22 protein-coding genes are annotated in these 24,678 nt (G+C 58.9%); 19 read left to right on the top strand and 3 right to left on the bottom strand.

Features of this window, described 5'->3' with window-relative positions:
* Positions 1–71 precede the first annotated feature (71 nt).
* Positions 72–1,007 carry a diaminopimelate epimerase gene (gene dapF, locus ACP3RB_RS05660; protein ID WP_294631507.1) on the top strand — a complete coding sequence of 312 codons (936 nt, stop codon included), beginning with the start codon at positions 72–74 and terminating at the stop codon, positions 1,005–1,007.
* A gap of 137 nt (positions 1,008–1,144) precedes the next feature.
* On the opposite strand, the gene ACP3RB_RS05655 is transcribed toward dapF, so the two are convergent.
* On the bottom strand, positions 1,145–1,768 hold the full coding sequence (locus tag ACP3RB_RS05655) for a class I SAM-dependent methyltransferase (protein ID WP_426698761.1): 624 nt from the start codon (positions 1,766–1,768) through the stop codon (positions 1,145–1,147).
* A gap of 143 nt (positions 1,769–1,911) precedes the next feature.
* Here ACP3RB_RS05655 and hflX point away from each other — a divergent pair, with 143 nt between their 5' ends.
* Positions 1,912–3,627 carry a GTPase HflX gene (hflX, locus tag ACP3RB_RS05650; protein WP_426698760.1) on the top strand — a complete coding sequence of 572 codons (1,716 nt, stop codon included), beginning with the start codon at positions 1,912–1,914 and terminating at the stop codon, positions 3,625–3,627.
* A gap of 6 nt (positions 3,628–3,633) precedes the next feature.
* Positions 3,634–5,706, top strand: coding sequence for an ATP-dependent DNA helicase (locus tag ACP3RB_RS05645; protein WP_426698759.1), 2,073 nt, complete (start codon positions 3,634–3,636; stop codon positions 5,704–5,706).
* A 241-nt stretch (positions 5,707–5,947) separates the two neighbouring features.
* On the opposite strand, the gene lexA is transcribed toward ACP3RB_RS05645, so the two are convergent.
* Positions 5,948–6,622: a transcriptional repressor LexA gene (gene lexA, locus ACP3RB_RS05640; protein WP_070737306.1), complete on the bottom strand. Its 675-nt coding sequence runs from the start codon at positions 6,620–6,622 to the stop codon at positions 5,948–5,950.
* A gap of 833 nt (positions 6,623–7,455) precedes the next feature.
* Here lexA and ACP3RB_RS05635 point away from each other — a divergent pair.
* From ACP3RB_RS05635 to ACP3RB_RS05625, 3 genes are all read left to right on the top strand, one after another.
* Complete coding sequence (locus ACP3RB_RS05635; protein WP_426698758.1) at positions 7,456–8,100, top strand: LysM peptidoglycan-binding domain-containing protein; 645 nt, start codon at positions 7,456–7,458, stop codon at positions 8,098–8,100.
* Positions 8,101–8,219: 119 nt separating this feature from the next.
* On the top strand, positions 8,220–8,984 hold the full coding sequence (locus tag ACP3RB_RS05630) for an imidazole glycerol phosphate synthase (protein ID WP_426698757.1): 765 nt from the start codon (positions 8,220–8,222) through the stop codon (positions 8,982–8,984).
* The gene (locus ACP3RB_RS05625; RefSeq protein WP_426698756.1) at positions 8,984–9,772 is read left to right on the top strand and encodes a HisA/HisF-related TIM barrel protein; all 789 of its coding nucleotides are present in this window, start codon (positions 8,984–8,986) and stop codon (positions 9,770–9,772) included. The genes ACP3RB_RS05630 and ACP3RB_RS05625 overlap by 1 nt, the downstream gene beginning before the upstream one ends.
* Positions 9,773–9,928: 156 nt before the next feature.
* Here ACP3RB_RS05625 and ACP3RB_RS05620 read toward each other — a convergent pair whose 3' ends face one another.
* Complete coding sequence (locus ACP3RB_RS05620) at positions 9,929–10,351, bottom strand: DUF1844 domain-containing protein (RefSeq protein ID WP_012903892.1); 423 nt, start codon at positions 10,349–10,351, stop codon at positions 9,929–9,931.
* 293 nt (positions 10,352–10,644) lie between these two features.
* Here ACP3RB_RS05620 and infC point away from each other — a divergent pair, with 293 nt between their 5' ends.
* The 13 genes from infC (at position 10,645) to pheT (ending at position 24,519) form a co-directional block, all read left to right on the top strand.
* Positions 10,645–11,346 carry a translation initiation factor IF-3 gene (gene infC, locus ACP3RB_RS05615; RefSeq protein WP_005507875.1) on the top strand — a complete coding sequence of 234 codons (702 nt, stop codon included), beginning with the start codon at positions 10,645–10,647 and terminating at the stop codon, positions 11,344–11,346.
* Between the two features lie 197 nt (positions 11,347–11,543).
* On the top strand, positions 11,544–11,738 hold the full coding sequence (rpmI, locus tag ACP3RB_RS05610) for a 50S ribosomal protein L35 (RefSeq protein WP_004006287.1): 195 nt from the start codon (positions 11,544–11,546) through the stop codon (positions 11,736–11,738).
* Between the two features lie 114 nt (positions 11,739–11,852).
* On the top strand, positions 11,853–12,233 hold the full coding sequence (gene rplT, locus ACP3RB_RS05605; RefSeq protein WP_005507127.1) for a 50S ribosomal protein L20: 381 nt from the start codon (positions 11,853–11,855) through the stop codon (positions 12,231–12,233).
* A gap of 117 nt (positions 12,234–12,350) precedes the next feature.
* Positions 12,351–13,352, top strand: coding sequence for a TrmH family RNA methyltransferase (locus tag ACP3RB_RS05600; protein ID WP_426698755.1), 1,002 nt, complete (start codon positions 12,351–12,353; stop codon positions 13,350–13,352).
* A 91-nt stretch (positions 13,353–13,443) separates the two neighbouring features.
* Complete coding sequence (locus ACP3RB_RS05595) at positions 13,444–14,364, top strand: cation diffusion facilitator family transporter (protein ID WP_060823723.1); 921 nt, start codon at positions 13,444–13,446, stop codon at positions 14,362–14,364.
* Positions 14,365–14,382: 18 nt separating this feature from the next.
* On the top strand, positions 14,383–15,198 hold the full coding sequence (locus tag ACP3RB_RS05590) for a DUF421 domain-containing protein (RefSeq protein WP_426698754.1): 816 nt from the start codon (positions 14,383–14,385) through the stop codon (positions 15,196–15,198).
* 16 nt (positions 15,199–15,214) lie between these two features.
* Complete coding sequence (locus ACP3RB_RS05585) at positions 15,215–15,697, top strand: (deoxy)nucleoside triphosphate pyrophosphohydrolase (RefSeq protein WP_060823721.1); 483 nt, start codon at positions 15,215–15,217, stop codon at positions 15,695–15,697.
* Positions 15,698–16,077: 380 nt separating this feature from the next.
* Positions 16,078–16,947 carry an iron uptake transporter permease EfeU gene (gene efeU / locus ACP3RB_RS05580; RefSeq protein ID WP_426698753.1) on the top strand — a complete coding sequence of 290 codons (870 nt, stop codon included), beginning with the start codon at positions 16,078–16,080 and terminating at the stop codon, positions 16,945–16,947.
* Between the two features lie 134 nt (positions 16,948–17,081).
* The gene (gene efeO / locus ACP3RB_RS05575) at positions 17,082–18,302 is read left to right on the top strand and encodes an iron uptake system protein EfeO (protein WP_426698752.1); all 1,221 of its coding nucleotides are present in this window, start codon (positions 17,082–17,084) and stop codon (positions 18,300–18,302) included.
* A 164-nt stretch (positions 18,303–18,466) separates the two neighbouring features.
* Positions 18,467–19,789 carry an iron uptake transporter deferrochelatase/peroxidase subunit gene (gene efeB / locus ACP3RB_RS05570; protein ID WP_426698751.1) on the top strand — a complete coding sequence of 441 codons (1,323 nt, stop codon included), beginning with the start codon at positions 18,467–18,469 and terminating at the stop codon, positions 19,787–19,789.
* A 272-nt stretch (positions 19,790–20,061) separates the two neighbouring features.
* Positions 20,062–20,583 (top strand): ABC transporter ATPase, encoded by a 522-nt coding sequence (locus ACP3RB_RS05565; RefSeq protein ID WP_314644247.1) that lies wholly within the window; start codon positions 20,062–20,064, stop codon positions 20,581–20,583.
* Positions 20,584–20,817: 234 nt separating this feature from the next.
* Positions 20,818–21,945: a phenylalanine--tRNA ligase subunit alpha gene (pheS, locus tag ACP3RB_RS05560; RefSeq protein WP_426698750.1), complete on the top strand. Its 1,128-nt coding sequence runs from the start codon at positions 20,818–20,820 to the stop codon at positions 21,943–21,945.
* A 3-nt stretch (positions 21,946–21,948) separates the two neighbouring features.
* Positions 21,949–24,519: a phenylalanine--tRNA ligase subunit beta gene (gene pheT, locus ACP3RB_RS05555; protein WP_426698749.1), complete on the top strand. Its 2,571-nt coding sequence runs from the start codon at positions 21,949–21,951 to the stop codon at positions 24,517–24,519.
* Positions 24,520–24,678: the final 159 nt, after the last annotated feature.

Here is a 24,678-nt window from a genome sequence, read left to right as displayed (position 1 = left end):
CAGATACCCCTTCGAACCGGTCGGCGCGGTAAAATCATAGACGGACTGGTCACCAACTTTAAGGACAGCATATGAGCGAGAACCCTTCCATCTGGGGCGAGCTGGCAGGCCTGACCCTCACCAAGGGTCACGGCACCGGTAACGACTTCATCTTTCTGACGGATGAGAACGCAGAAATTGCCCTCACCCCCGAGCTGGTAGCCCGCGCCTGCGACCGCCACTTCGGCATTGGTGCGGACGGCTTCATTCGTGCTGCCCGTAGCACCGCCTCCCGCGCGGGTCAGAAGCTGATTGAGGAGCACCCGGACGCTGTCTGGTTCATGGACTACCGCAACGGTGATGGCTCTATCGCTGAAATGTGCGGCAACGGTGTGCGCGCGTTCGTGGAGTACCTGCGCACTGAGGGCCTGATTGAGCTTGAGGTGGGCGAGACCGTCAAGATTGGTACCCGTGCCGGCGTGAAGACTGTGGCGCGCACCGAAGAGGGCTACGCGATTGATATGGGTCCGTGGAGCTTCATTCACGGTGACGCTGCCCGCGAGGGTGGCGAGGACTGCCTGGTGTCTGCTCGCGGCCTGAAGACTCCGCGCGCTGGCCTGTCCATTTCGATGGGTAACCCGCACACCGTGGTGATGCTCGGCTCCGACGGTAAGCTGGACGGCCTGGACTTGCACAGCCTGCCTCAGGTGAACCCCGCCCCGGTCAACGGCACGAACGTTGAGTTTGTGGTGCCGGTCGACCTGGACGTTGAGAGCGGCGCGCATGTGGGCGCTATCCGTATGCGCGTGCACGAACGCGGCGTGGGTGAGACCCTGTCCTGCGGTACCGGCGCGTGTGCGGCGGCTGCGGCGACTCGTTTCTGGGGCGGCGAGGAAGCACCGGATGAGTGGCTGGTGCATGTGCCCGGCGGTACCCTCGCGGTGACTTTCGTGCTGGGTCCGGATGACCTGGAGCATGTTGTTCTGGCTGGTCCGGCGCAGATGGTTGCGACCGTCGTGCTGCGATAGTCTGCAGCGATAGAGCAGTCTTAGAACAGAGATTTTATAGACAAAAGCGGCGGGTGTTTTCCGACAATACGTTCAGAAAACACCCGCCGCTTTTATATTTTTAGCATTTAGCACCAGAGCAATGAGCTCCAGAGGTTTTAGTCCTCGTAGCGGTGCACCTGCAGAATACGGAAGCCCTTCGAGGTCGCATAGCGCGAAACCTCAAACTCGCCGGGGTGCAGCTGTCCAAGTTGTGCGTCCATCCACTTCTGCAAAGAATCGGAGCCCAGGTTCTTCTGAACCACCAGGTAGGCGTCACCGCCGGGCGCCAGGCGCGGCAACCAGGTCAGCAGGATCTCGTGCAGAACCTCCTTGCCCACGCGAATCGGCGGGTTTGACCAGATGGTGTCAAAACGCAGTTCGGGGTCAACCGATTCGGGGGTTCCCACGGTGACGTTGGACAGGCCGAGAGCGGCGGCGTTGCGTTCGGTCAGGCTAATGGAGCGGGAGTTCACGTCCACCGCGTGCACCTGCGCCTGTGGTGCGAGCATCGCCAAAGTCAGGGTGATGGGGCCCCAACCGCAGCCGATGTCGAGCATGTGTGTACCCTGCGGGTCGGGTGCTTCCTGCAGCAAAATAGCGGTGCCCTTATCAATGCCGGAGGGGCTGAAAATGCCGTTAGCTGTGGTGACGGTTACCTTGCGGCCGGCAAGCTCCACCTGCACGGGGCGGGGCTTGAATTCGGTCTCGGGGGTTTCAGAGAAATAATGCTGCTCGCTCATGCTATCCAGTGTACCGGTAGGGCAAGAACCGACCGCACACGGGCAGAGTATGTGCGGGGTGGGGCAGTAGCTTGCACGCCCTGAGCGCACAGGCGACCGAACCCCCTACCTGATGCGGGCAACGGCGGTAGAATTAGAGTCGTATGAATTCTAAGAACACCCCCGTATCTGATACCGAAAAGCTGCCCAGTGATGAGCAGCTGCGCCGCACCGTAGACCGCGTTCTGGGCCGTTCCCAGGCCGCCGCCTCCGTCACTACTTATGATGCCGCCGGTACCGCGCATCACAGTGATAACTCTTCCAGCGCCCACGGCAACCACACTAGCCGTCGCGTGCTGGACACTCGCGCGCGCGAAATTTCTGACGTTCAGCGCGAGCATTCCGAATATGACGGTGACCAGGAAGATCTCGCTGAGCGCCGCGCACTGCGCCGTATCGCGAACCTCTCCACCGAACTTGAAGACGTCACCGAGGTCGAGTACCGCCAGCTGCGCCTGGAGCGCGTGGTGCTGGCTGGCCTGTGGACTGAAGGTACCGTAGAGGACGCCGAGAACTCTCTGCGTGAGCTCGCGGCACTGGCTGAAACTGCAGGTTCCGAGGTTCTGGACGGCCTGGTTCAGCGCCGCCTCAAGCCGGACCCCGGCACCTTCCTCGGCTCCGGTAAGGCGCTGGAACTCAAGGACATTGTGGAGGCGACCGGCGCCGACACCGTCATCGTCGACTCCGAACTGGCTCCCTCTCAGCGTCGTGCCCTCGAAGACATTGTGAAGGTCAAGGTCATTGACCGCACCGCCCTGATTCTCGACATTTTCGCTCAGCACGCCAAGTCTCGCGAGGGTAAGGCACAGGTTGAGCTGGCTCAGCTGGAGTACATGCTGCCGCGTCTGCGTGGTTGGGGTGCATCCCTGTCCCGTCAGGCGGGTGGCCGTGCCGCAGCCGGTGAGGGTATCGGTTCGCGTGGTCCCGGTGAAACCAAGATTGAGATGGACCGCCGCCGCCTGCGCGCTCGCATGGCAAAGCTTAAGCGTGAAATCGCTGCGATGGCGCCGGCGCGTGAGACGAAGCGCCTGAATCGTCGCCGTAACCGTGTGCCTTCGGTGGCTATTGCCGGGTACACGAACGCGGGTAAGTCCTCCCTGTTGAACCGCCTGACCGATGCCGGCGTGCTTGTGGAGAACGCCCTGTTTGCGACCCTGGACCCGACCGTCCGTAAGGCGCAGACCCCGGACGGTATCGGCTACACCCTCTCTGACACGGTGGGTTTCGTGCGTTCGCTGCCGACCCAGCTGGTGGAGGCGTTCCGCTCCACCCTGGAAGAGGTCGCTGACGCTGACGTTATCCTGCACGTGGTGGATGCTTCGCACCCGGACCCGGAGGGGCAGATTCGTGCTGTCCGCGAGGTCATTGCGGAGGTTGAAGCCCGCCATATCCCCGAGATTATTGTGCTGAATAAGGCGGATGCCGCCGACCCGTTCGTACTGGAGCGTATGCGCCAGCGCGAGCCGGAGCACGTGATCGTTTCGGCGCGTACCGGTGAGGGTATTGAGGAGCTGAAGCAGAAGATTGCGGACACCATTCCGCGCCCCTCCATTGAGGTGAAGCTTCTGATTCCGTACTCGCACGGTGAGATTATTTCGCGCCTGCACGAATGGGACGCCGAAATTAAGAGCACCGATTTCGTATCGGACGGCACGTTCGTGGTGGCTCTGGTTCGTGAGGATGTCGCCTCCGAACTGTCCGAGTATGTGCTGGAGGGCGACCTGCTGGAGGTCCTGGAAGAGGAACTTGCGGAGGCACACGCCCTGGCTGAAGCGACCGCTTCTGTTTCCGAACAGGCCTCTACCTCCGAGGCTCTCTAGGAGCGTATGAGCGTGACCGAGAGCATCAACGCGCCCAAAAACGCCCCGGGAACCCTACCCGGATCGGCAACCGACGGCACCCGATTCACCGGGCAGGAGCTTGAAACCCTGCCCGGTGCAAAGGATGCCCTGACCCTGCTGGACGAGGCGGTTGCCGCCACCGGCGGTCAGAACCGTGCCGGTCAGCGCACCATGGTGGCGCATGTGGCGCAGGCTCTTGAACTGCAGCGTCACCTGCTGGTCCAGGCTGGTACCGGTACCGGTAAGTCCCTGGGCTACCTGGTTCCTGCCCTGGCGCGGGTGGGGGAGTCGGACCAGCCGATTGTGGTTGCGACGGCGACCCTCGCCCTGCAGGCGCAGATCGTGAACCGCGATATTCCGCGTCTTCTACAAGCGCTGGAGCCGCGCCCGGAATCGCAGGCGCAGGTGGCTCTGCTCAAGGGCCGCAATAACTACCTCTGCCTGCACAAGCTGGAAGGCGGCTACCCGGAAGACGAACCGGATGCTCTCTTTGACATGCCCTCTTCGACCTCCCGCGTGGGTGAGGAAGTGGTGCGCCTGCGCGAGTGGGCGGACCGCACGGAGACCGGCGACCGCGACGAGTTGAAGCCCGGCGTCTCTGACCGCGCCTGGGCTCAGGTGTCGGTCAGCGCCGCCGAGTGTCTGGGCCGCCGCTGCCCGCTGGTGGAAGAGTGCTTTAGCGAGATGGCGCGTAGCCGTGCCGCTGAGGCTGACATTGTCATCACGAACCACGCCCTGCTGGCGATTAACGCTTTTGAAGGCATGAAGGTTCTGCCCGAACATGAGACGGTCATTATTGATGAGGCTCATGAGCTGGTGGACCGCGTGACCGGTGCCGTGTCTGGTTCTTTGACGGTTGCGATGGTTCGCCGTGCGGCACGTAGCGTGAAGAAGCATTCGAAGGCTGATTCCGGCGCACTGGAAATGGCCGCCGGCACCCTGGAGACCGCTTTCGAGGGTCTTGCCGAGGGCCTGCTGAAGGGCCTGGACGGCCGCCTTTTGACCGCTATTTCTGCGGTCAATGATGCCGCCCGCACCGCCCTGTCCGATACCAAACCGGACGGTCAGGACGTTGATGCCGGCCTGCAGATGGCGCGCTCGCGTGTCTCTGAGGTGCACGATATGAGTAGCCGTATTTTGGAGGCTTCGGGCGAGCAGGACGTGCTGTGGATTTCTCGTCAGGGCGGTTGGGAGAACGGCCGCTACGTGGCTGCTTCCGATACCGACCCGGCGACCCTGAACATCGCTCCGTTGAGCGTTGGCCTGCAGCTGCGTGATGGCCTGTTCGCTGACCGCACCGTGATTTTGACGAGCGCGACCCTGACGGTGGGCGACTCTTTTGACGTTGCCGCCGGTGCCCTGGGACTGCAGGGCGAGGGCGCGCCGCGCTGGACGAGCATCGACGTGGGTTCGCCGTTCGACTACCGCAAACAGGGCATCATGTACGTTGCCGGGGATTTGAAACCTCCGGGATTTGGCGTGCACGAGGGGCAGCTGGAGCGTCTGCGTGAACTGTGCGAGGCCTCGGAGGGCGGCGCCCTGGGCCTGTTCTCCTCGAAACGTGCCGCCGAGCGTGCCGCCGAGTACATGCGCGAGCATAGCGACCTGAACATTCTTCTGCAGGGTGAGTCTTCGCTCAAGGCTCTGGTGGAGGAGTTCAGCGAGGACGTTGACTCATGCCTGTTCGGAACGATGAGCCTATGGCAGGGCGTGGATGTTCCCGGTGACTCGTGCCGCCTAGTGGTGATGGACCGCATCCCGTTCCCGCGCCCGGATGACCCGATTGCGCAGGCCCGCACGGAGGCGGTGAACCGTCACCGCGGTAACGGCTTTATGGCAGTTTCTGCTCACCACGCGGCGATTCGTATGGCGCAGGGCGCGGGTCGCCTGATCCGTTCGGTGTCTGACCGCGGCGTGGTGGCTGTGCTGGATTCTCGTGTGGCGACTAAACGTTACGGCGGTTTCTTGATGAAGGCGATGCCGCCGATGTGGTCGACGCAGAATAAGGCAGCCGTGATTGGTGCGCTGGCTCGTCTTTCAGCGAGCATTGAGCGTTAGCTCGGGCGGGATTCGTTCCTGGCTGCGCCGCCCCGCTTTGGACATATAAATATGGACATATAGAATCACCCCGGTGATACGTGAACTTTCACGTATCACCGGGGTGATTCTATGTAGAGCTCAAAGCCCTAACGGTTATGTCTTTTTAGAAGCTGTGTTGTTTAGAGCAGCTTCTTTAAGAAGCTGCGCTGTTCAGAGCCCGCGTCTTCTAGGGACTACCGTTTTCTAGAGACTGCATCTTCTAAAGACTACGCAGCACGGAGACGACCTTACCCATGACGGTTGCGCGGTCGCCCATAATCGGCTCGTAGTTGGAGTTGCGCGGCATGAGCCAGGTGTGGCCGTCGACCTGACGGAACACCTTCACGGTTGCTTCATCGTCGAGCAGCGCAGCAACAATATCGCCGTTGTCAGCGGTGTGCTGCTCGCGGACAACCACCCAATCGCCGTCGCAGATTGCGGCGTCAATCATGGAATCGCCCTTGACCTTGAGCATGAAGAGCTTGCCGCTACCGACCAGCTGGCGGGGCAGAGCGAGCACATCCTCCACGGACTGCTCGGCGGTAATGGGACCGCCCGCTGCAATTCGTCCAACCAGGGGAACGGGTACGAGGTCTTCATCGCCGACTTCAAAGTTCGGCAGCTCGGGCAGGGACGAGGAGGAACTACCGTGCATGCCGACGCCGTTCTCATCCAGCACCTCAATGGCGCGGGGAAGCTTGGGGTCGCGGCGAATGTAGCCCATGGTCTCGAGGCGACCGAGCTGGTGAGTGACCGAGGACAGGGACGCAAGACCCACCATGTCACCAATCTGGCGCATGGACGGCGGGTAACCCTTTTGTTCAATCTCGGTGCGGATCGCGTCAAGAATCTTCTGCTGGCGCGCGGTCAGCGCCGGACGGGGTGCTGTTGCCATTTCTTTTCCTTCGGTCTGTGCCCTGATTTCTGTACTCCGGCCTTTGTATTCCGGTCGGGCACGGATGGGTGCTTCACACATTTTCTGATGGTGTCCTAAAAATTTTTTGGGTTCTGCCGAAATGGGTCTTATCTCGTCAGGGGGTGGAGGAATTCTATCCGTGCCGGAGCGATACCGGAGCGATACGCAGGCAACGAATATGCGCCTCCGCCCTATAAAACTCAGTCAGCGGCACCTGCACTCGATACAGAACCAAGCTGTAACGGGTACAGAAACCTGCTGTGAGTAGGACTCATCAGGAGCGTGTGGAACGTCTCTTGACACCAGTGTAGAACACTACACCGAAAAACTCAAACAAATATTCTAGATTTTTTCTTCGAAACTCGAAGAAATTTTTAGTACATCTCTGCTAGACTTTAGAACAAGAGTTCGTATATACTCTTGAATCTCTCCTGAAATTCAGGATTTACGGGCGAATGTTCGAAAAATATTCGAAGATTCGACCCGGAGTCTTTCGGGAGAGGAGAGTGAATGAGTGTTCGAATGTATTCGAATCCTCTGCTTCTCTCTTCGCATGATCTACCCCGGATGCTCTGGAAAGCCTCTGGCGAATCTAGGGAGCATCTGGCGAAGAGAGAGCGCAGGGGATGGGGTTCCGGGACTACCCGGTGCACCCGACGCTCTGACCTAACTAGAGAATAGCTATCCACTAGTTATCGCCTAACAATCACCACTCCATAGTTATCACTCAACTAGGACCTCCGAGCGGGTATCGCTCGGCATTGCTAGACCCGCGGGGTAGCCCCGGGGCGAGCTGAGAGAAAGGAACCACAATGACTACTGCAGCACCTATTGCTTCTCGTGGCACTTCTGCACACCTTCCGGCAGGTTTGGTGGTGCTTCACCCCGCACGCACTGCGCCCGCCCGCACCACGGCTGTTCGTACCGTGCAGGGACGTTCTCATGTGCCTGCGTCTTCGCAGTCTGTTCGCTCTTCTCGTGCGGCTCATGCGCCCCGTCCTGCGCAGGTGGCTCAGCCCGCCCACGCTCCCGCCGTTTCTGTTCAGGCACCTGCACCGGTTCGCTCTGCCGCTTCTGATGCGCAGGCTCCTAGCATGAAGAATGTTCTTCTGGCTAAGGGTGGCGAGCTTCTGCGCGAGGTTCCCGCTTCTATTCGTCGTCTTGGTACTGTGCGCGGTTTCCTGAAGGGGCTGCCTCTGCTGACTTTGGCGGCGCTGATTGTGCTCGGCGCTATTAGCTTCTTTGGTCCGGCGGCTTCTGCTTCCGTGGAGAACGCTTCGGTGACTCGAACCGTCGTTGTGGTCAAGCACGGTGAGACCCTGTGGGATATTGCTCAGGCGGTGGATCCGCAAGGTGACACCCGTGATACTGTGGTTCGTATTATGGAGTTGAATTCGTTGACCAGCACCTCTGTTGATGCCGGTCAGCGTCTGGAAATTCCTCAGCCTCAGCGCTAAGCACGAACCCGTGTGTGGTTGGCTTCTGCATGAGGTTGATGTCTTGACTCCGAATCCTCTATCTCTCAAGCTAGAGCGCTTGAGTCGAATTCTTGAGCCTATGAACTAGGAGCGCACCGATGCCTGTTCCCGTTGAACCCACACCCGTCGAAACTGAATCTGTACAGACCGCTCGTCCTGTGGTTGCCGTTTTGGGGGAACCTGGAACTCGTGGTGCCCTGGTGAAGCTTCTTCAGGATGCGGGGGCGGCGGTTATCGTGACCGCTGTGCCCGATCAGTTGCGTGAGGCTGACGGCATGGTAGTGACTGGCGGTGCGAGCTCTCTTGAGGCGTACGAAGATCTGAAAGCTAAGGACGCTGAGCGCGTGATTGGTCGCCGTGTTGCTGGTGGTCGTCCGGTGCTGGTTGCCGGTGCAGCGTTGAGCTGCCTCTTCGACTCGGTGACGGTGGAGCATCCGCAGATGGGGCAGATTCAGGTGCAGTGCATGGGGGAGTGGCCCGGTGAGAGCGTGGAGCTTTCTACCCGTGACCTGGTGCCCGGTGCTTCTGCCCTGCGTGTTTCCTCCGATAGCGTGCTGCTCAAGGATCTTGAGGGTGAGGCTCACTTCAAATCTGAGCACGGCGTTTTTGAGTGGGCTTTTGATCAGAGCATTGAGTATATTGCCCCTCCCGCGGTGACGTGGACTGTCACCGAGCCTGCCTATATCGCGGCGGTTGAGAACGGCCCGCTGACGGCGGTGCAGTTCTGCCCGGTGGGATCTGGTGAGCTGGGTGCGGAGTTTATGCGCCGCTGGGTTGCGTCCCTGGCGGTGACTGGTCGCCTCTCGTTATCCTCTGAATCTCTGTCCTCTGAGGGCTCCGCTGCTGTTGCGGGAGGTAACTAATGTCTGTACCCGTTCTTGAACTTCTGCCCGCTGTTGATATTTCTGAGGGCTATGCGGTGCGCCCGGTGGGGGGCACTCTCTCCGGCGGTGAGCAGCGCCTCGACCCTGTTGAGGCGGCTTTGACCTGGGTGAAGGCTGGTGCTCGCTGGATTCACCTGGTTGATCTTGATTTGGCGTTTGGTCGCGGCACGAATACTGAGGTTCTGGCTGAGGTGGTTGCTGCCGTCCGTGCCGAGAATGCCCGGATGGCCGGCTCCGCTCCGGTTCGTATTCAGGTCAGCGGTGGTGTGCGTAATCCTGAGAGTCTGGAGCGTGCCCTGAGCCTGAATCCGGACCGCGTGAACGTGACTAGTGCGGCTCTGGCGGATTCTTCCTGGCTTGAAGGCACTCTGGCTCGTTATGCCGATTCTGATCTTCTGGCTCTTGGCCTCGATGCCCGGTACAGTCCCGAGCGGGGCTGGGTGACGGTGGCTCGCGGTACCGACTGGTCGGGTCCTGCTGTGGCGGAGGCGCTGGCGTGGCTGGAGGGCGCGGGTGTGCGCCGCTATGTCGTCACGGATGTGAGTAAGGATGGTTCTCTGGCGGGCCCCGGTGCGGAGCTGTTGGATGAGGTGCTGGCTCAGACTACCTGTCGGGTGGTGGCGTCCGGTGGTGTTGCGTCGCTGGCTGATCTTGTGAAGCTGCGTTCTATGGTGCCTTCTGGTTTGGAGGGCGTGGTGCTTGGCAAGGCGCTGTATGTGGGTAACTTTAGTTTTGAGCAGGCTCTTGAGGTTGCTGGTTCCCGCTAAAGCTGCCGCTCCGCGTCAATCTGCTTCCCGCTAAAGCTGCCGGTTCGCTCTAGTCCGCGTAGATTTCTTATCCACCCAGGCTTTATAGATGACGAAGCCCTGCCTTCCTCAGCCTGAGGGAGGCAGGGCTTCGTGCTGGCATACACCAGATACGGCTTAGTACACCGGGCCGGTGAGCTTTTCGCCGGGGCCCTTGCCGGGTTCGTCCGGGAAGGGGGATGCTTCGCGGAAGGCGAGCTGCAGGGTGCGCAGGCCGTCGCGCAGGGGCGCTGCGTGCTGGGAGCCGATTTCGGGTGCGGCGGCGGTGACGAGGCCTGCCAGCGCGGTGATGAGCTTGCGTGCTTCGTCGAGGTCCTTGAGGTCGTCGGCGTTTTCGTCTGCTGCCAGGCCGCACTTGACGGCTGCGGCGCTCATCATGTGGATGGCTGCGGAGCTGATGATTTCGATGGCGGGTACGTCTGCGATGTCGCGCAGCTGTTCGTTGACGGCTTCGACCTGCTCTTCGGTGAGTTCGGTATGGCCGTGTACGGGGGTTTCTTCTTCCGCGGTGAAGCGGAAACTCGTGTTTTCAGTGCTCATAATCCTAGAATCTCATATTTCGTTTGTTTCGGTAAATGCGTCCTTAAGAGTGGGCGCGTCCGTGGACTTTCTGGAGGAATCCCCGCAATTTTTATGGTGTTTTGCGTCTAATTCCTTGCGCCTGTCGGGGATTTTGCGGTATGGTTGTAGGCAGTTTGCAAGTGGAGCATGCCTCCCACCCGGTTGACCGCCGCAAGCGTTAGTTTGCGAGTTTTGAGGTGAACGGGTTCGTCCGCCGCTTTCGGCGTACGCTGGTTTGTGCCTCCGCTTGTGTAACTGCGGGGGCTTTTTTAGTGCCCGCAACGGATAGTATTCACGGGGAAACCCACAGAGCACAGGAGCTAGTCATTAGCGAACCACGCATTAACGATCGTATCCGCGTTCCCGAGGTCCGTCTTGTCGGTCCCGGTGGCGAGCAGGTAGGCGTTGTCCCTCTGAAGGACGCTCTGCGTCTGGCTGAGGACGCCGAACTCGACCTGGTCGAGGTTGCCCCGAACGCGAAGCCGCCCGTGTGCAAGCTCATGGATTACGGTAAGTACAAGTACGAAGCCGCAATCAAGGCTCGTGAATCCCGCAAGAAGCAGGCTAATGCCGTTCTGAAGGAGATCCGTTTCCGCCTGAAGATTGATACCCACGACTACGAAACCAAGGTTGGACACGCTCGTCGTTTCCTTTCCGGTGGTGACAAGGTCAAGGCAATGATTCAGTTCCGTGGTCGTGAGCAGCAGCGCCCCGAGATGGGTGTGCGTCTGCTGGAGCGTCTGGCGGCTGAGCTGGCTGAGGTGAGCACCGTTGAGTCTCGCCCCCGTCAGGATGGCCGCAACATGGTGATGGTTCTGGCGCCGCTTCGCGGTAAGGCAGAGGCTCGCCGTGAGCAGGGCGCCGGCGGTCGCAAGGGTCGCGAGCGTATTGACACGACCAAGGCGAAGCCCGTAACTAATTCTCTGGCAGACGCTATGCCTGCCGAGTTGAAGGCGCAGGCTTCCGCCGAGTAGGGAACCGGGTCGTCACTTTAGGATGGGCACGCGCCTCCACCGTTGGGTGGGTGTTGCGGGTTCACCCGGTGCCGGTTCCGAGGCACCTCGTTGGGGGTGCCTCACCTTTGGTCCTTGGGGCTGATGCGTGTATCGCTCAACCCCACTAAGCTACCCCGCTGTTGTGGCGGGGGATGAATGTAAGGAGAACGGCAGCTATGCCGAAGCAGAAGACCCACTCTGGTGCTAAGAAGCGCTTCAAGCTCACCGGTAGCGGCAAGGTTAAGCGCCAGCAGGCGAACCGTCGCCACTACCTGGAGCACAAGTCCTCTCGTCTGACCCGTCGTCTGGCTTCTGACCAGATCGTTACCGGCGGCCAGGCAAAGGTTGTCAAGAAGATGCTGGGTAAGTAAGCAACGCTTACTCTCTGCACCTGGCGCACCGATAGTGGTGCGCACTGATTAAAGACTCGCTCCTGTTCAGCGTGATATGTGAGCTGTTCAGGACATAAGACGAAGGAGACACACGTGGCACGTGTGAAGCGCGCGGTTAACGCGCACAAGAAGCGCCGTACTATTCTCGATCGTGCATCCGGCTACCGCGGTCAGCGTTCTCGCCTGTACCGTAAGGCTAAGGAGCAGGTCACTCACTCGCTGGTTTACAGCTACGACCACCGTCGTAAGAAGAAGGGTGACTTCCGTCGCCTGTGGATTCAGCGTATTAACGCTGCTTCCCGCGCACAGGGCCTGACCTACAACCGCTTCATCCAGGGCCTGAAGGCTGCTGGTGTTGAGGTTGACCGCCGTATGCTGGCTGAGCTGGCTGTTAACGAGCCCGCTGCCTTCAACGCACTGGTTGAGATTGCTAAGAACAACCTGCCCGAGGACACCTCGGCTCCCAAGGCTTAATGAGCCTAGGTTGTGTTCTTACCTCGAAGATCTAGGTTCGGGGTAGGATGCTTAAGCGTTGTGAGCGGCCGTCTGCACTTTTGAGTGTGGGCGGCCGCTTTCTGCGTATCTGGGGTTGTGCTTGTAGCTGTTCTGCGTTTTTGGGTGTGCCTTTGCCTGTACCCTTTAAGGGTGAACTTTTTTGAACGTATTAGTACCCCCGTTGTGATGTCCAATCCGCAGGCAGATCGTGTGCGCGATATTGCCAAGCTGCGTACCCGCGCTGCCCGCACGAAGAAGGGCCAGTTTCTGGTGGAAGGCCCGCAGGCTGTGCGTGAGGCGTTGAAGGCACATTTGCAGAAGCCGATTCTGGATGCTGTCTACGTTACGGAGGCGGCTTTTGACCGTCATGAGGATATTGCTGAGCTGCTGGAGCAGGTGTACGGCACCCCGACCCCGGAGGAGGGCCGCCGCGTCTTTATGCGCGTGGTGACTGATGAGGTGCTGGAGGCGATGGCTGATTCGGTGAGCCCGCAGGGTATTATTGCGGTTTCCTTTATGGTGGATGCGTCGTTCTCTCTGCTGTGGGGTGAGGGCGCGTTGAACCCGAAGCTGATTGCTGTGCTGTCTCGTGTGCAGGATCCGGGTAATGCAGGCACTATTCTGCGTGTGGCTGATGCGGCCGGTGCCGACCTGGTGATTACGACTAAGGGTTCGGTGGATTTGTATAACCCGAAGACGGTGCGTTCTACCGCTGGTTCGCTGTTCCATGTGCCGATTATTCAGGGCGTGCAGCTGGAGGATTTCGCGGAGGATGTGAAGTCTCAGGGTACTGCTGTGTTGGCTGCTGACGGCTATGGTGCGGTGAATCTGCAGGAGCTGAGTGAGTACACGGCGGCTCGTCGTGCCGGTGTGGAGGCGAGTGCCCCGTCCGGTGTGAAGGGTAATTTTGATCTTTCGAAGCCGACCATGTGGCTTTTCGGTAATGAGGCTCAGGGCTTGAACGTTGAGGAGAAGGCCGCGGCGACCATGCGCGTGGCTGTTCCTGTCTATGGTTCGGCTGAGTCTTTGAATGTGGGTACGGCTGCTGCTGTGTGTCTGTATGCTTCGGCGATGGCTCAGCGCAGCGTTTCTCGATAGGTTCTGGGCGGTTCGCGGCTGTGGCACAGCGGTGGGCCGCTTTAGCCTTATAGGTTTTAGAGTTTTAGTTGAGGGCTGAGAAAGGGAAATTATGTCTGCTCCTTCTGGTCATTCGGGTTCGGGCGCGATTATTGCGGCGCTGGGTGCGAACCTGGGTATTGCGGTGCTGAAGTTTTTGGCTTTTGCGCTGACTCGTTCTTCGTCGATGCTGGCGGAGGCTATTCACTCGGTGGCTGACTCGGGTAATCAGCTTCTGCTTCTTCTGGGCGGTCGCGCTTCGCAGAAGCAGGCTGATGAGGAACACCCGTTTGGTTATGGCCGTAACCGCTATATTTACGCGTTTATTGTGTCGATTATTATCTTTGCCCTGGGTGGCTTGTTCGCTCTGTATGAGGGTTATGAAAAGCTGCATGACCCGCACGGTATTACTGAGTGGCAGTGGGTTCCGGTGGCTGTTCTGGTGGGTTCGATTCTGCTGGAGGGTAATTCGTTCCGCGTGGCGGTGAAGGAGTCTCGCGAGCTGAAGGGCAAGCAGAGCTGGATGCGTTTCTTGCGTACTTCGAAGAACCCGGAGCTTCCGGTGCTTCTGCTGGAGGATGCGGGTGCCCTGCTGGGTCTGATTTTTGCGCTCTTTGGTGTGGGTATGACCCTGTTGACCGGTAATGGTCTGTGGGATGCGTTTGGCACCCTGGCTATTGGTGTGCTGCTGGTCTTTATTGCTGTGTTCCTTGCGGTGGAGATGAAGTCGCTGATTTTGGGTGAGGCTGCTTCACCGGAGGATTTGGCGAAGATCCGTGCAGCGATTGAGGATGGCGATAGCGAGCGCATTATCCACATTAAGACCGTGCACCTGGGTCCTGAGGAGATTCTGGTGGCGGCGAAGATTCGTATTCATGATGCTGACACTGGTCGCGCGGTTGCTGATGAGATTGACGCGGCTGAGGTACGTATTCGCGAGGCTGTTCCTGCGGCACGCATCATTTATTTGGAGCCGGATATTTTCCGGGCTTAGTTCTAGGAGATTTTTGTTATGACCGTTGAGATGATCGTTGATGGTTTGCTAAAGATTTTCTTCGGCCTGATCATTCTTTTGGTGTACCTGCGTCTGACTCACGGTTCTCAGGCGGGGCCCCAGACCCCGATTGATACCATCGGTAACTTTGTCATCGGTGGTGTGTTCGGTGGCGTGTTGTACAGCACGCAGATTAGCCTGTTCTACTTTGTCATCTACATGGTGTTTACGCTGTGCATGATTCAGCTGCTGAACGTGGCGACCACGAAGATTCGTTTTCTGCATATGGCGGTGCGTGAGCAGCGCGTGCCGGTCATTACGGATGGCGATATCGATATTAAGAGCTTCCAGCAGAAAGATGTGGCTCTTGACCTGATGCGCCTGATTGCTAATCTGCGTGCGCAGGGTATTTACGACCTGGAAGAGATTGAGTTTGCTCAGATTGAGCCGAACGGTGCGCTGAGTGTAATCCGTAAGGGTGACGGTGTGCCGAACTTTGCTCTGATTGTGAAGGGCAAATTGGTCACTCGCGATATCGCGGATGCGCACAAGACCGAGGATTGGGTGTATCTGCAGTTGCGTGCGGCTGGGGTTGAACTTGAGGATGTTTTCTTCATGGAGTTCAAGAACGGTAACCGCCTTCTGATTCTGCTGAATGACGGCACTAGTATTCGTCGTGAGGTGGCTGAGGCCTCGAACATGAATAATACGGAAGAAGAGTGGCAGGAAGGCGTAGAGGAAGCTCCTGAGCCTGAGGATACTGAGGATGCTGAGAAGGAAGTAGCGGAGCACGCTGCTGAGGATGCGCATCCGTCGAAGGATTCTAAAGCGTAGAAGAAAGTAGAGAAAGATGAGTGAAGTGTCGCCCTCGTTTGAGGTTCAGGTGGTTGGTGCCGCCGTGGTTGATTCTTTGGAGGCTCCGACCCGTATGCTGGTGGCTCAGCGTTCTGAGCCGCAGACTGTTGCCGGCATGTGGGAGTTCCCGGGCGGTAAGGTCGAGCCGGGGGAGAGCTGCGAGCAGGCGCTGGTGCGTGAGCTAAAGGAGGAGCTGGGCGTGCAGGCGCGTTTGGGCGCTGAGGTGCCCGGCGCGTACCCGCAGGGCTGGCGCCTGAGCGAGCGTCTGGCGATGCGTGTGTTCTTCGCCGAGATTCTTTCGGGTACTCCGGACACCCTGGAAGATCACAGCGCTCTGCGGTGGATGCCGTTACCGAAGTCTAAGGATGACGCGCAGGCGTATGACGATTTGCTGGGTTTGCCGTGGATTCCGGCGGATTTGCCGATTGTTGTGGCTCTTCTTCAGCAGCTGCAGGATGCAGGTGTTGGCGAGGCGTAATCCTAACGCTGTAGCGCTAAGACTCTGTGTTAGTTCGGTGCGAGGCTAATTCGCCGTTGTGTGACAAATTCGCGGCGGTAGCACGATAAATTTTCTCTATCTTTTTTGACACTTTTTGAAGGCGGGATTCCCTGTGGGGAGTCCCGCCTTTATTCACGTTTTGAGGGTGAATTATGCGCCATATGATTCTGACTTGTGAGTTTATTGGGGTGTTTATTCAAAGGGCGTAAAGTTATGGCTACAGGTCGTGTCTAAGAACATGCACCGTAAAGAGATAGGCGATTTTAGGTATGTGCAGCCCCAAAATCCGGGATGAAATCCTGCACCAATCACCGTATGTTTATTAGGTAAGAAAAAACTATTTAATTGGTGATACTGAGATGAACTTTTGGGGAGCCTTCCTCGGAAACTTTTTGATTGGCCTGCGCGAGGGCCTCGAAGCGGCACTGGTTGTCGGCATTCTGCTCGCCTACATCCGCAAAACGCAGCGCACCCACCTGCTGGCACCCATGTGGGCCGGCGTCAGTGTGGCGGTCCTGCTGTCCCTCGGCTTTGGCGCTCTGCTGACCTTCGGCCCCCAAACCCTCACCTTCGAAGCGCAGGAAGCCATCGGCGGCTCCCTGTCTATCATTTCGGTTGGCTTTGTCACCTGGATGATTTTCTGGATGGCTGAAAACGCCCGTATGCTTTCGGCTGAGCTCAAGGGCAAACTGGATGCTGTGCAGACCAGCGCCTGGGCTGTGGTTCTGCTGGCGGCGCTTTCCGTGGGCCGTGAAGGCCTGGAAACCACCCTGTTTATCTGGTCGGCTACCCGCACCGCCGGTCAGGAGGCTAACGCAACCCCCATGCTCGGCGCACTGGTCGGTATCGCGATTGCCGTTGTGATGGCGTGGGGCATGATGCGCGGCATGATGCGCATCAACCTCTCCCGCTTCTTCACGATTACCGGCGCGTTCTTGGTCATTGTGGCGGCGGGCGTGCTCTCGTACGGTATTCACGATCTGCAGGAGGCGGCTATCCTGCCGGGTCTGAACAACATCGCGTTCGAGTCCTACCGTTACATTGATCCGAGCGGTTTTGTGGGCACCCTGCTTAAGGCTGTATTCAACCTGTCCTCGACTACCACCTGGCTTGAGGCGGGCGCCTGGATTCTGTACGTGGGCATCGTGATGCCGCTGTTTATCCGTGCGCAGCGCCCGGGTCTGAAGGCAGCGGCTAAGAAGCAGGAAGCCGAAAAGGCTGCATCCTAAAGACGGCATCCTCAACCGACCTAGCCTCCCACCTTGTTAGGGGAGGCACCACTAGACTTTTGCGGCAATGACTGGTCGCGAACCCTACCTACTCATACATTCACCCTTCACGGGACCATACATAAGGAGAACCAATGCGTAAGACTCTCGCTTCCGCTGGTGCATTGCTGTCGGTTGGTGCGCTCGCACTGACCGGCTGCACCCCCAATACCCAGGCTTCGTCCTCGTCCTCCGCTTCGGGATCTGCGGCTTCCGACGGCGTCATTAATGTGACCGCATCCGACACCGCCTGCAAGCTCTCGGTGACCACCGCCAAGGCTGGCAAGGTGACTTTCAAGGTCAAGAACGAGGGCACTAAGGTCAACGAGTTCTATGTGCTTGGATCTGACGGTCTGCGCATTATCTCCGAGGTGGAGAACATCGGTCCGAACCTCAGCCGCGACCTGACCGTGGAACTGAGCGAGGGCAGCTACAAGACTGCTTGCAAGCCCGGCATGGTTGGTGACGGTATCACTGGTGATTTCACCGTAACCAAGAACGAGAACGCGGCGACTATTTCCGCCGATGAGCAGGCTCTGCGAGACACCGCGGTTACCCAGTACACCGCCTACGTCAAGGACCAGGTGGAGTCCCTGAAGACTAAGACTGAGCAGTTCGCTGAGCTGTACACCGCCGGCAAGGTGGAAGAAGCGAAGGCGCTGTACTCCTCCGCACGCCTGCACTACGAACGCATTGAGCCGGTGGCTGAGTCCTTCGGCGATCTGGACCCCGCCCTGGACGCACGTGAAGCAGACGTGGAAGAGGGCAAGGAGTGGACCGGCTGGCACAAGATTGAGAAGGATCTGTGGCAGCCCACCGCTGAGAAGAACGGCGGTAAGGAGTACACTCCGCTGACCGCGCAGGAGCGCGCCGAGCTGGCGAAGAAGCTTGTTGCTGACACCCAGAAGCTCTACGACGAGGTTCACTCCTCCGAGTTCAAGCTTGAGGCTTTCCAGATTTCTAACGGTGCGAAGGAACTGCTGGACGAGGTGGTAAACACCAAGATTAGCGGTGAGGAAGAGATCTGGTCGCACACTGACCTGTCCGACTTCCAGGGCAATATTGATGGTGCCCGCGTGGCGTACGAGGATGTTCTGCCGATTCTGAAGCAGAAGGACCCGAAGCTGGCTGAGGACATTGCGAAGAAGTTCGACGCTGTGCAGAAGCTGCTGAACCAGCACAAGAAGGGTGACGGCTTCGCTTCGTACGATGAGCTGACCAAGGAACAGGTGCGTGAGCTCTCCGACGCTGTGCAGGCGCTCTCCGAGCCGGTTTCGAAGATGACTGAGGTTGTGACCGGCGCGGGCACTAAGTAGTATCCCGCCGACGCTCACCTGCCGCGGTATGTGATATCCGCGGGTATGCCGGGTGGGGACTACGGTTGATTCGTGTCTCTGCCCGGCACAGGTGCTTTCTTCATGCAGGGCGCATGTAGCCGCTACATTCTTCATCATTCACACACCATACGAAAGGCCTTCCCATGCCTACCGACCCCAATCACCACACCCCGGAAGTAGCCGCCGAAGCTAAGCCTGCCGGTACCTCCCGTCGCGGTGCGCTCGGCGCCGCACTGGCTGGTGCCGGTGCTCTGGGTGCTCTCGGCGCGCTCGCCGGCTGCTCCTCCAACTCCAGCGCGCAGACTTCTGCGAGTGCTTCCTCGACCGCGGTGAAGGATTCCCATTCTTTCTACGGTGAGCATCAGAGCGGCATCTCGACTGAGGTTCAGGACCGTATGTACTTTGCGGCCCTGAACTTGAAGACGACCGACCGTGACGAAATCCAGTCCCTGTTCAAGGAATGGAGTGCCGCTGCCGCGAAGTTGCAGGCGGGCGAGCTGGTGGGCGAGGACCGCTCCTATGAGGCGCCTCCCAAGGACACCGGCGAGGCGATGGACCTGTCTGCCGCGAACCTGACCCTCACCTTTGGTCTGGGTCGTAGCTTCTTCGTTGATGATGAGGGCAAGGATCGCTTCGGCTTTGCCTCTAAGCTCCCGGAGGCGCTGGTTCGTATCCCTCATATGACCGGTGATGCGCTGGAAGATAAGCGAAGCAACGGCGATATCTGCATTCAGGCGTGTGCGGATGACCCGCAGGTGGCGTTCCACGCGATTCGTAACCTGATTCGTATTGCTGGTGGCCGTGCCGTGGTGGCGTGGAATCAGCAGGGCTTTGGTCGTACTTCTTCGACGTCGACGACCCAGGTGACGGCTCGTAACCTGTTCGGTTTTAAGGACGGTACGAATAACCTGAAGGTGGAGAGCCCGAATCTGTTGAAGAAGCATGTGTGGACTTCTTCTGAGAATTCGGCGAACAGCCCGGCGTGGATGGAGGGCGGTAGCTATCTGGCTGCTCGTCGTATCCGCATGAATATTGAAACGTGGGACCGCACTCGTCTGCGTGAGCAGGAGGAGATTGTGGGCCGCACTAAGGTCACTGGCGCGCCGCTGTCTGGTGGCGATGAGTTCACGGCTCCTAATTTTTCGGAGAAGGGCCGCTCGGGTCCTCTGATTCCGGCAGATTCGCATATGCGTCTGATGCATCCTGATCAGAATGATGGTGTGCAGATTCTGCGTCGTGGCTACAACTACACGGATGGTGCTGATGAGCTGGGCCGTCTGGATGCTGGCTTGTTCTTCATCGCGTATGTGTGCGATCCGCGCACGCATTTTATTCCGATGCTGAGCACGATGACTTCTTCGGATGCTTTGAGTGAGTATCTGCGTCATACCGGTAGTGCGCTGTTTGCGGTGCCGCCGGGTGTGAAGGATGAGAACGACTACATCTGCTCGGGTCTTTTCAGCTAGTGGGTGTGTGGAACTAGCGCCTGCTTGGGCTTGCTGAGCGGCGTGTTTGTGTTGTTGAAAGCAGGAGGTGGTGTCACCTCCTGCTTTCTTCCGTTAAGGCTCGTTCCGTGGCTGCTTTGCGAGTGCTGGGGGTGTCTGGATTGTCTCTTGGTGGGTTTTTGTGGGGGAGGGGATTTTGTCACATATGGGTTCGACACGGGTGCATACTTTGGAAACCAATCGGTAGGCGGGTAGTATTGAGGGAGAAATCACATACGTATTGGGAGACAATGATGACTGCTCAACCCCCGTTTGATCCGGGTGCCTACCGCTCCGACGCGGTTCCCTCGGATACTCAAGCTATTTATATTCAGGAAGGCGGCGCTGAGTCGCGCGGAATTCTGTTCCATTCGCCGACCAAGCACCCGAAGATTCTGCGTCTGCAGGAGATTATGATTGTCTCCGCGCTGCTCTGCTTTATCCACGGTGTTATTTCCTCGTTTGCGCCGGATAACCTGTCCCCGCTGAAGGGTCTGCCGGAGGTCGGCGTTGCAGGCGGTATCGGCCTGCTGGTTGTTTCTGCGGTTGTGTACCTCTGGGTGTACTTCACGATTCAGAAGGGCAAGCGTCTGGGCCTGACTGTCGGTCTGATTTTTGCAATTCTGGGTGCGTTCGTGGCGATTCTGTCTCTGATTGGTAATGTCATTGACGCTCAGCGCTACGGCTTCGTACCCCTGTACGCGGCATGGTTCATTGCGAACGTGCTGTGGATTCGTGCTTCTTTCGACCCGGCTGTGAAGCAGGCTCTGAAGTAGAGGCGCCCCTTCAACCCTGTTGTTGAAAAGATATGCTCTAGAACGCCCGGATGGACTATCCGGGCGTTCTGCTGTTTACGCTTCCTTCTCTGGTCTAAAATGGATAGGATATGCGCCCGTCGCCTACCCCTGTTCCGCATCCTGTGCGGGCAGCCGGGGAGAGCAGACGGTGCTGCCTAAGGTGTATTACGAGCCAGCCGGCATAGTGCCGGTGGTATGCAGAGAAGAGTGACAATGACCGATTCCGTGCAGGAACACGCGGGTCTTAACGGCCCGGCTCAGGTTCTCGCCCGCATTGCGCAGGTTCTGGAGGAGAACCCCGAGAACGGTTTGGACGCTATCCGTGAGGCTTTTGAGGCTGAGCGTGAGCGTGCCAAGCAGGAGATTCGCGAGAAGGCTACCGACTTTGACAGCCTCAAGGAGGTGCGCCTGAGCTTTTTCGGTGAGAAGGGCATCATGAGCATCGCTAACCGTCAGATGCGTGATCTTCAGAACCAGCACAAGGGCCCGGTGGGTAAGCTGATGGGTCAGGCTCGTGCCGCCCTGACTGAGGCTATTGAGGCTCGTACCGCTGAGCTGGAGGCTGAGCGTGAGGCTCGCATCCTGGCTGAGGAAGCTGTAGACGTTTCTGCTGCTTCGCCTCGCCGTTCCCTGGGCGGCCGCCACCCGATTGCTCTGATGCAGGAGCGCCTGACCGACATCTTCGTCGGTATGGGTTGGGAAGTTGCTGACGGCCCGGAGTTGGAGTCTGAGTGGTACAACTTTGACGCTCTGAACATTAAGCCCGATCACCCGGCACGCGAAATGCAGGACACTTTCTACGTTGAGCCGAAGAACGCTCACCTGCTGCTGCGCACTCACACTTCGCCGGTGCAGATGCGTTCGCTGCTTTCGCGTGATCTGCCGCTGTACATTGTGTGCCCGGGCCAGGTGTACCGCACCGATGAGCTGGATGCGACCCACACCCCGGTCTTCCACCAGATTGAGGGCCTTGCCGTGGATAAGGGCCTGACGATGGCTGATCTGAAGGGCACCCTGGAGTACATGGCACGCGCCATGTTTGGTGAGGACGCTAAGATTCGTCTGCGCCCGAACTTCTTCCCGTTCACTGAGCCTTCCGCTGAGTTGGATTTGTGGCACCCGAACGCTAAGGGCGGCCCGCAGTGGATTGAGTGGGGTGGCTGCGGCATGGTGAACCCGAATGTTCTGCGTGCTGCGGGTATTGACCCTGAGGAGTACTCGGGCTTCGCTTTCGGTATGGGTATTGAACGTACCCTCATGTTCCGTAACAACGTCGCTGACATGCATGACATGGTTGAAGGCGACATCCGTTTCTCTGAGCAGTTCGGGATGGAGATCTAAATTATGCGTGTACCCCTGTCATGGCTGCGCGAGTTCGTGCCTGTAGCTGAGGATGCTTCGGCTGAAGATTTGATGGCAACCCTGGTGAAGGTTGGCCTGGAAGAAGAAGACGTTCACCGCCCCTCTGATGAGCTGTCCGGCCCGATTGTGGTTGGTCAGGTGCTCTCGATGGAGCCGGAGACCCACTCGAACGGCAAGACCGTGAACTGGTGCCAGGTGCGTGTGGTTCCGGAGGGTCAGGAGCAGACTCTGACCGGTAAGGGCATTGAGCCTTCCGGCGTGCAGGGCATTATTTGTGGTGCCCACAACTTCAAGCCCGGCGACAAGGTTGTTGTGACCCTGCCCGGCGCTGTTCTGCCCGGCGGTTTCGCGATTACCGCTCGTAAGACCTACGGCCACAAGTCGGCTGGCATGATTGCTTCGACTCGTGAGCTGGGTATTGGCGACGACCACGGCGGCATTCTGGTGCTTTCGACCCTGGGCCTGGACCCGGAAATTGGCACCGATGCGATGGAGCTGCTGGGCCTGTACGATCAGGCTGCTGAGGTGAACGTGACTCCGGACCGCGGTTACGCGTTCTCTCTGCGCGGTATTGCTCGCGAGTGGTGCCACGCTACCGGTTCTTCCTTTGAGGATTTTGTGCTGGCGTACGGCGAGCGCGCCCCGGAGGCGAACGAGTCCGGTCACGCGGTTTCTCTGCGTGATGACGCCCCGATTCACGGTAACCCTGCATGCACTCGTTTCGTGATGCGTGAGGTGTCGGGCGTGAAGGCGGATGCGCCGGTTCCGACCTGGATGTCTTCGCGTCTGCGTCTGGCGGGTGTGCGCTCGCTGTCGCTGCCGGTGGATATTTCGAACTACGTGATGCTGGAGACCGGTCAGCCTCTGCACTTCTACGATGCTGACAAGGTTCAGGGTGAGATTGTGGTGCGTCGCGCCGCTGCTGGCGAGAAGCTGGTGACTCTGGACGGTGTTGAGCGTACTCTGCATCCCGAGGATATTGTCATTGCTGATGATTCCGGCGTGATTGGTCTTGCCGGTGTGATGGGTGGCGCTTCGACTGAGGTGACCGATTCGACCACCCGCATTCTGGTGGAGTCTGCTCGTTTTGATGAGGTGTCGGTGGCTCGTACTGCTCGCCGTCACAAGCTGATTTCTGAGTCCTCGAAGCGTTTTGAGCGTGGCGTGGATCCGCAGATTCAGGCTGCGGCTGCTCAGCGAGCGGTTGAGCTGCTGGTTGAGCTGGCTGGTGCTCAGGTTGAGCCGGGCGTTACCGATGTCTCTCTCGGCTACGAGCCGGTTGTGATTGACCTGCCGGCTGATTACACTGCTGGTCGTATTGGCGTGGATTACTCGCCGGAGCAGATTGAGTCCTGCCTGCGTGAGATTGGTTGCTCGGTGGAGCGTACCGAGTCTGGTTACGCGGTGACTGTCCCGTCGTGGCGTACTGACCTGCGTGCAAAGGAAGACCTGACTGAGGAAATCGCACGTATTGACGGTTACGAGAACATCCCCTCGACTCTGCCGGTGGCTCCTGCGGGTCACGGTTACACTCCTGAGCAGGCGGGTAAGCGTCGTGCGCTGAATGCGCTGGCGGCTTCGGGTCTGACTGAGGTTTTCGCGTACCCCTTCGTGTCGGCTGATGCGAATAACCTGTGGTCGGCTCCGTGGGTGAGCACCCCTGAGAACCCGGTGACTGAGGTTCCTTCGGTTCGCCTGGAGAACCCGATTTCTTCGGCTGAGGGCTGGATGCGCCGTTCGCTGCTGCCGGGCCTGGTTGAGGTTCTGAAGCGTAACCTGTCTCGTGGTTTCAAGAACCTGGCTATTTTTGAGGCGGGTCACGTGTTCATCCCGGGTGAGCAGCTGGGTTCGGAGTCTATTCCGCCGCTGGGCGCTCGTCCTTCGGATGAGGTTCTGGCTGATTTGAATGCGGGTATTCCGCAGCAGCCCACTTACGTTGCTGGCCTGTTTGCAGGTACTGAGCATGAGGTGATGCCGGGCGCTACTCCGCGCGCTTACGATTGGCGTGATGCTCTGGACGCTGTGCGTCTGGTGGCTGACGCTGTTTCGGCTGAGATTCAGGTGCGTAACGGTGTGCATACTGCGTTCCACCCGGGCCGTGTGGCTGAGGTTCTGAACGCAGCCGGCGAGCGTGTTGGTTTTGCTGGTGAGCTGCATCCGAAGCTTCTGCAGGAGCTGAACCTGCCTGAGCGCACTTGCGCGTTTGAGCTGGATTTCTCGGCGCTGTTTGCTGGTCGTGTTGAGGCGCGTCAGGCTACTCCGGTGCTGACTTTCCCGGCTGCTACTCAGGATGTGGCGCTTCTGGTGGACCGCGATCTGCCTGCTTCTGAGGTGGAGCGTGTTCTGCGCGAGGGCGCCGGCGAGCTGCTGGAGGATATCCGCGTCTTTGACGATTACCGCGGTGTCGGTATTGATGAGTCGAAGAAGTCTTTGGCGTTTGCTCTGCGTTTCCGCGCGCCGGATCGTACGCTGACTGCTGATGAGGCGTCGGCTGCTCGTGAGGCTGCTGTGGCTGCGGCTGTTGAGCAGCTGGGTGCGGAACCGCGTGTCTAACCGGGTCTGACCCTATGGCGTAATGCCTAGTGCTGACGGGGTGGGAGTTGTTGGCTCCCACCCCGTAGCTTTTGGTGTTGTGTAGCGAGTTTACCGGTGGGGTTGGTTTATGAAGCGTTGATAAGCGCTTTCGTTGGTGAACTCATGTGGTTATGGGTA

The sequence above is a fragment of the Rothia mucilaginosa genome, from assembly GCF_049990865.1.
Lineage (GTDB): Bacteria > Actinomycetota > Actinomycetes > Actinomycetales > Micrococcaceae > Rothia > Rothia mucilaginosa_I.
This window is presented reverse-complemented; position numbering and strand designations above follow the sequence as displayed.

Bases quoted from the DNA above. Each gene is read 5' to 3' on its own strand.
- dapF (WP_294631507.1), top strand. From the start codon at position 72: ATGAGCGAGAACCCTTCCATCTGGGGCGAGCTGGCAGGCCTGACCCTC.
- ACP3RB_RS05655 (WP_426698761.1), bottom strand. From the start codon at position 1,768: ATGAGCGAGCAGCATTATTTCTCTGAAACCCCCGAGACCGAATTCAAG.
- hflX (WP_426698760.1), top strand. From the start codon at position 1,912: ATGAATTCTAAGAACACCCCCGTATCTGATACCGAAAAGCTGCCCAGT.
- ACP3RB_RS05645 (WP_426698759.1), top strand. From the start codon at position 3,634: ATGAGCGTGACCGAGAGCATCAACGCGCCCAAAAACGCCCCGGGAACC.
- lexA (WP_070737306.1), bottom strand. From the start codon at position 6,622: ATGGCAACAGCACCCCGTCCGGCGCTGACCGCGCGCCAGCAGAAGATT.
- ACP3RB_RS05635 (WP_426698758.1), top strand. From the start codon at position 7,456: ATGACTACTGCAGCACCTATTGCTTCTCGTGGCACTTCTGCACACCTT.
- ACP3RB_RS05630 (WP_426698757.1), top strand. From the start codon at position 8,220: ATGCCTGTTCCCGTTGAACCCACACCCGTCGAAACTGAATCTGTACAG.
- ACP3RB_RS05625 (WP_426698756.1), top strand. From the start codon at position 8,984: ATGTCTGTACCCGTTCTTGAACTTCTGCCCGCTGTTGATATTTCTGAG.
- ACP3RB_RS05620 (WP_012903892.1), bottom strand. From the start codon at position 10,351: ATGAGCACTGAAAACACGAGTTTCCGCTTCACCGCGGAAGAAGAAACC.
- rpmI (WP_004006287.1), top strand. From the start codon at position 11,544: ATGCCGAAGCAGAAGACCCACTCTGGTGCTAAGAAGCGCTTCAAGCTC.
- ACP3RB_RS05595 (WP_060823723.1), top strand. From the start codon at position 13,444: ATGTCTGCTCCTTCTGGTCATTCGGGTTCGGGCGCGATTATTGCGGCG.
- ACP3RB_RS05590 (WP_426698754.1), top strand. From the start codon at position 14,383: ATGACCGTTGAGATGATCGTTGATGGTTTGCTAAAGATTTTCTTCGGC.
- ACP3RB_RS05585 (WP_060823721.1), top strand. From the start codon at position 15,215: ATGAGTGAAGTGTCGCCCTCGTTTGAGGTTCAGGTGGTTGGTGCCGCC.
- efeU (WP_426698753.1), top strand. From the start codon at position 16,078: ATGAACTTTTGGGGAGCCTTCCTCGGAAACTTTTTGATTGGCCTGCGC.
- efeO (WP_426698752.1), top strand. From the start codon at position 17,082: ATGCGTAAGACTCTCGCTTCCGCTGGTGCATTGCTGTCGGTTGGTGCG.
- efeB (WP_426698751.1), top strand. From the start codon at position 18,467: ATGCCTACCGACCCCAATCACCACACCCCGGAAGTAGCCGCCGAAGCT.
- ACP3RB_RS05565 (WP_314644247.1), top strand. From the start codon at position 20,062: ATGACTGCTCAACCCCCGTTTGATCCGGGTGCCTACCGCTCCGACGCG.
- pheS (WP_426698750.1), top strand. From the start codon at position 20,818: ATGACCGATTCCGTGCAGGAACACGCGGGTCTTAACGGCCCGGCTCAG.
- pheT (WP_426698749.1), top strand. From the start codon at position 21,949: ATGCGTGTACCCCTGTCATGGCTGCGCGAGTTCGTGCCTGTAGCTGAG.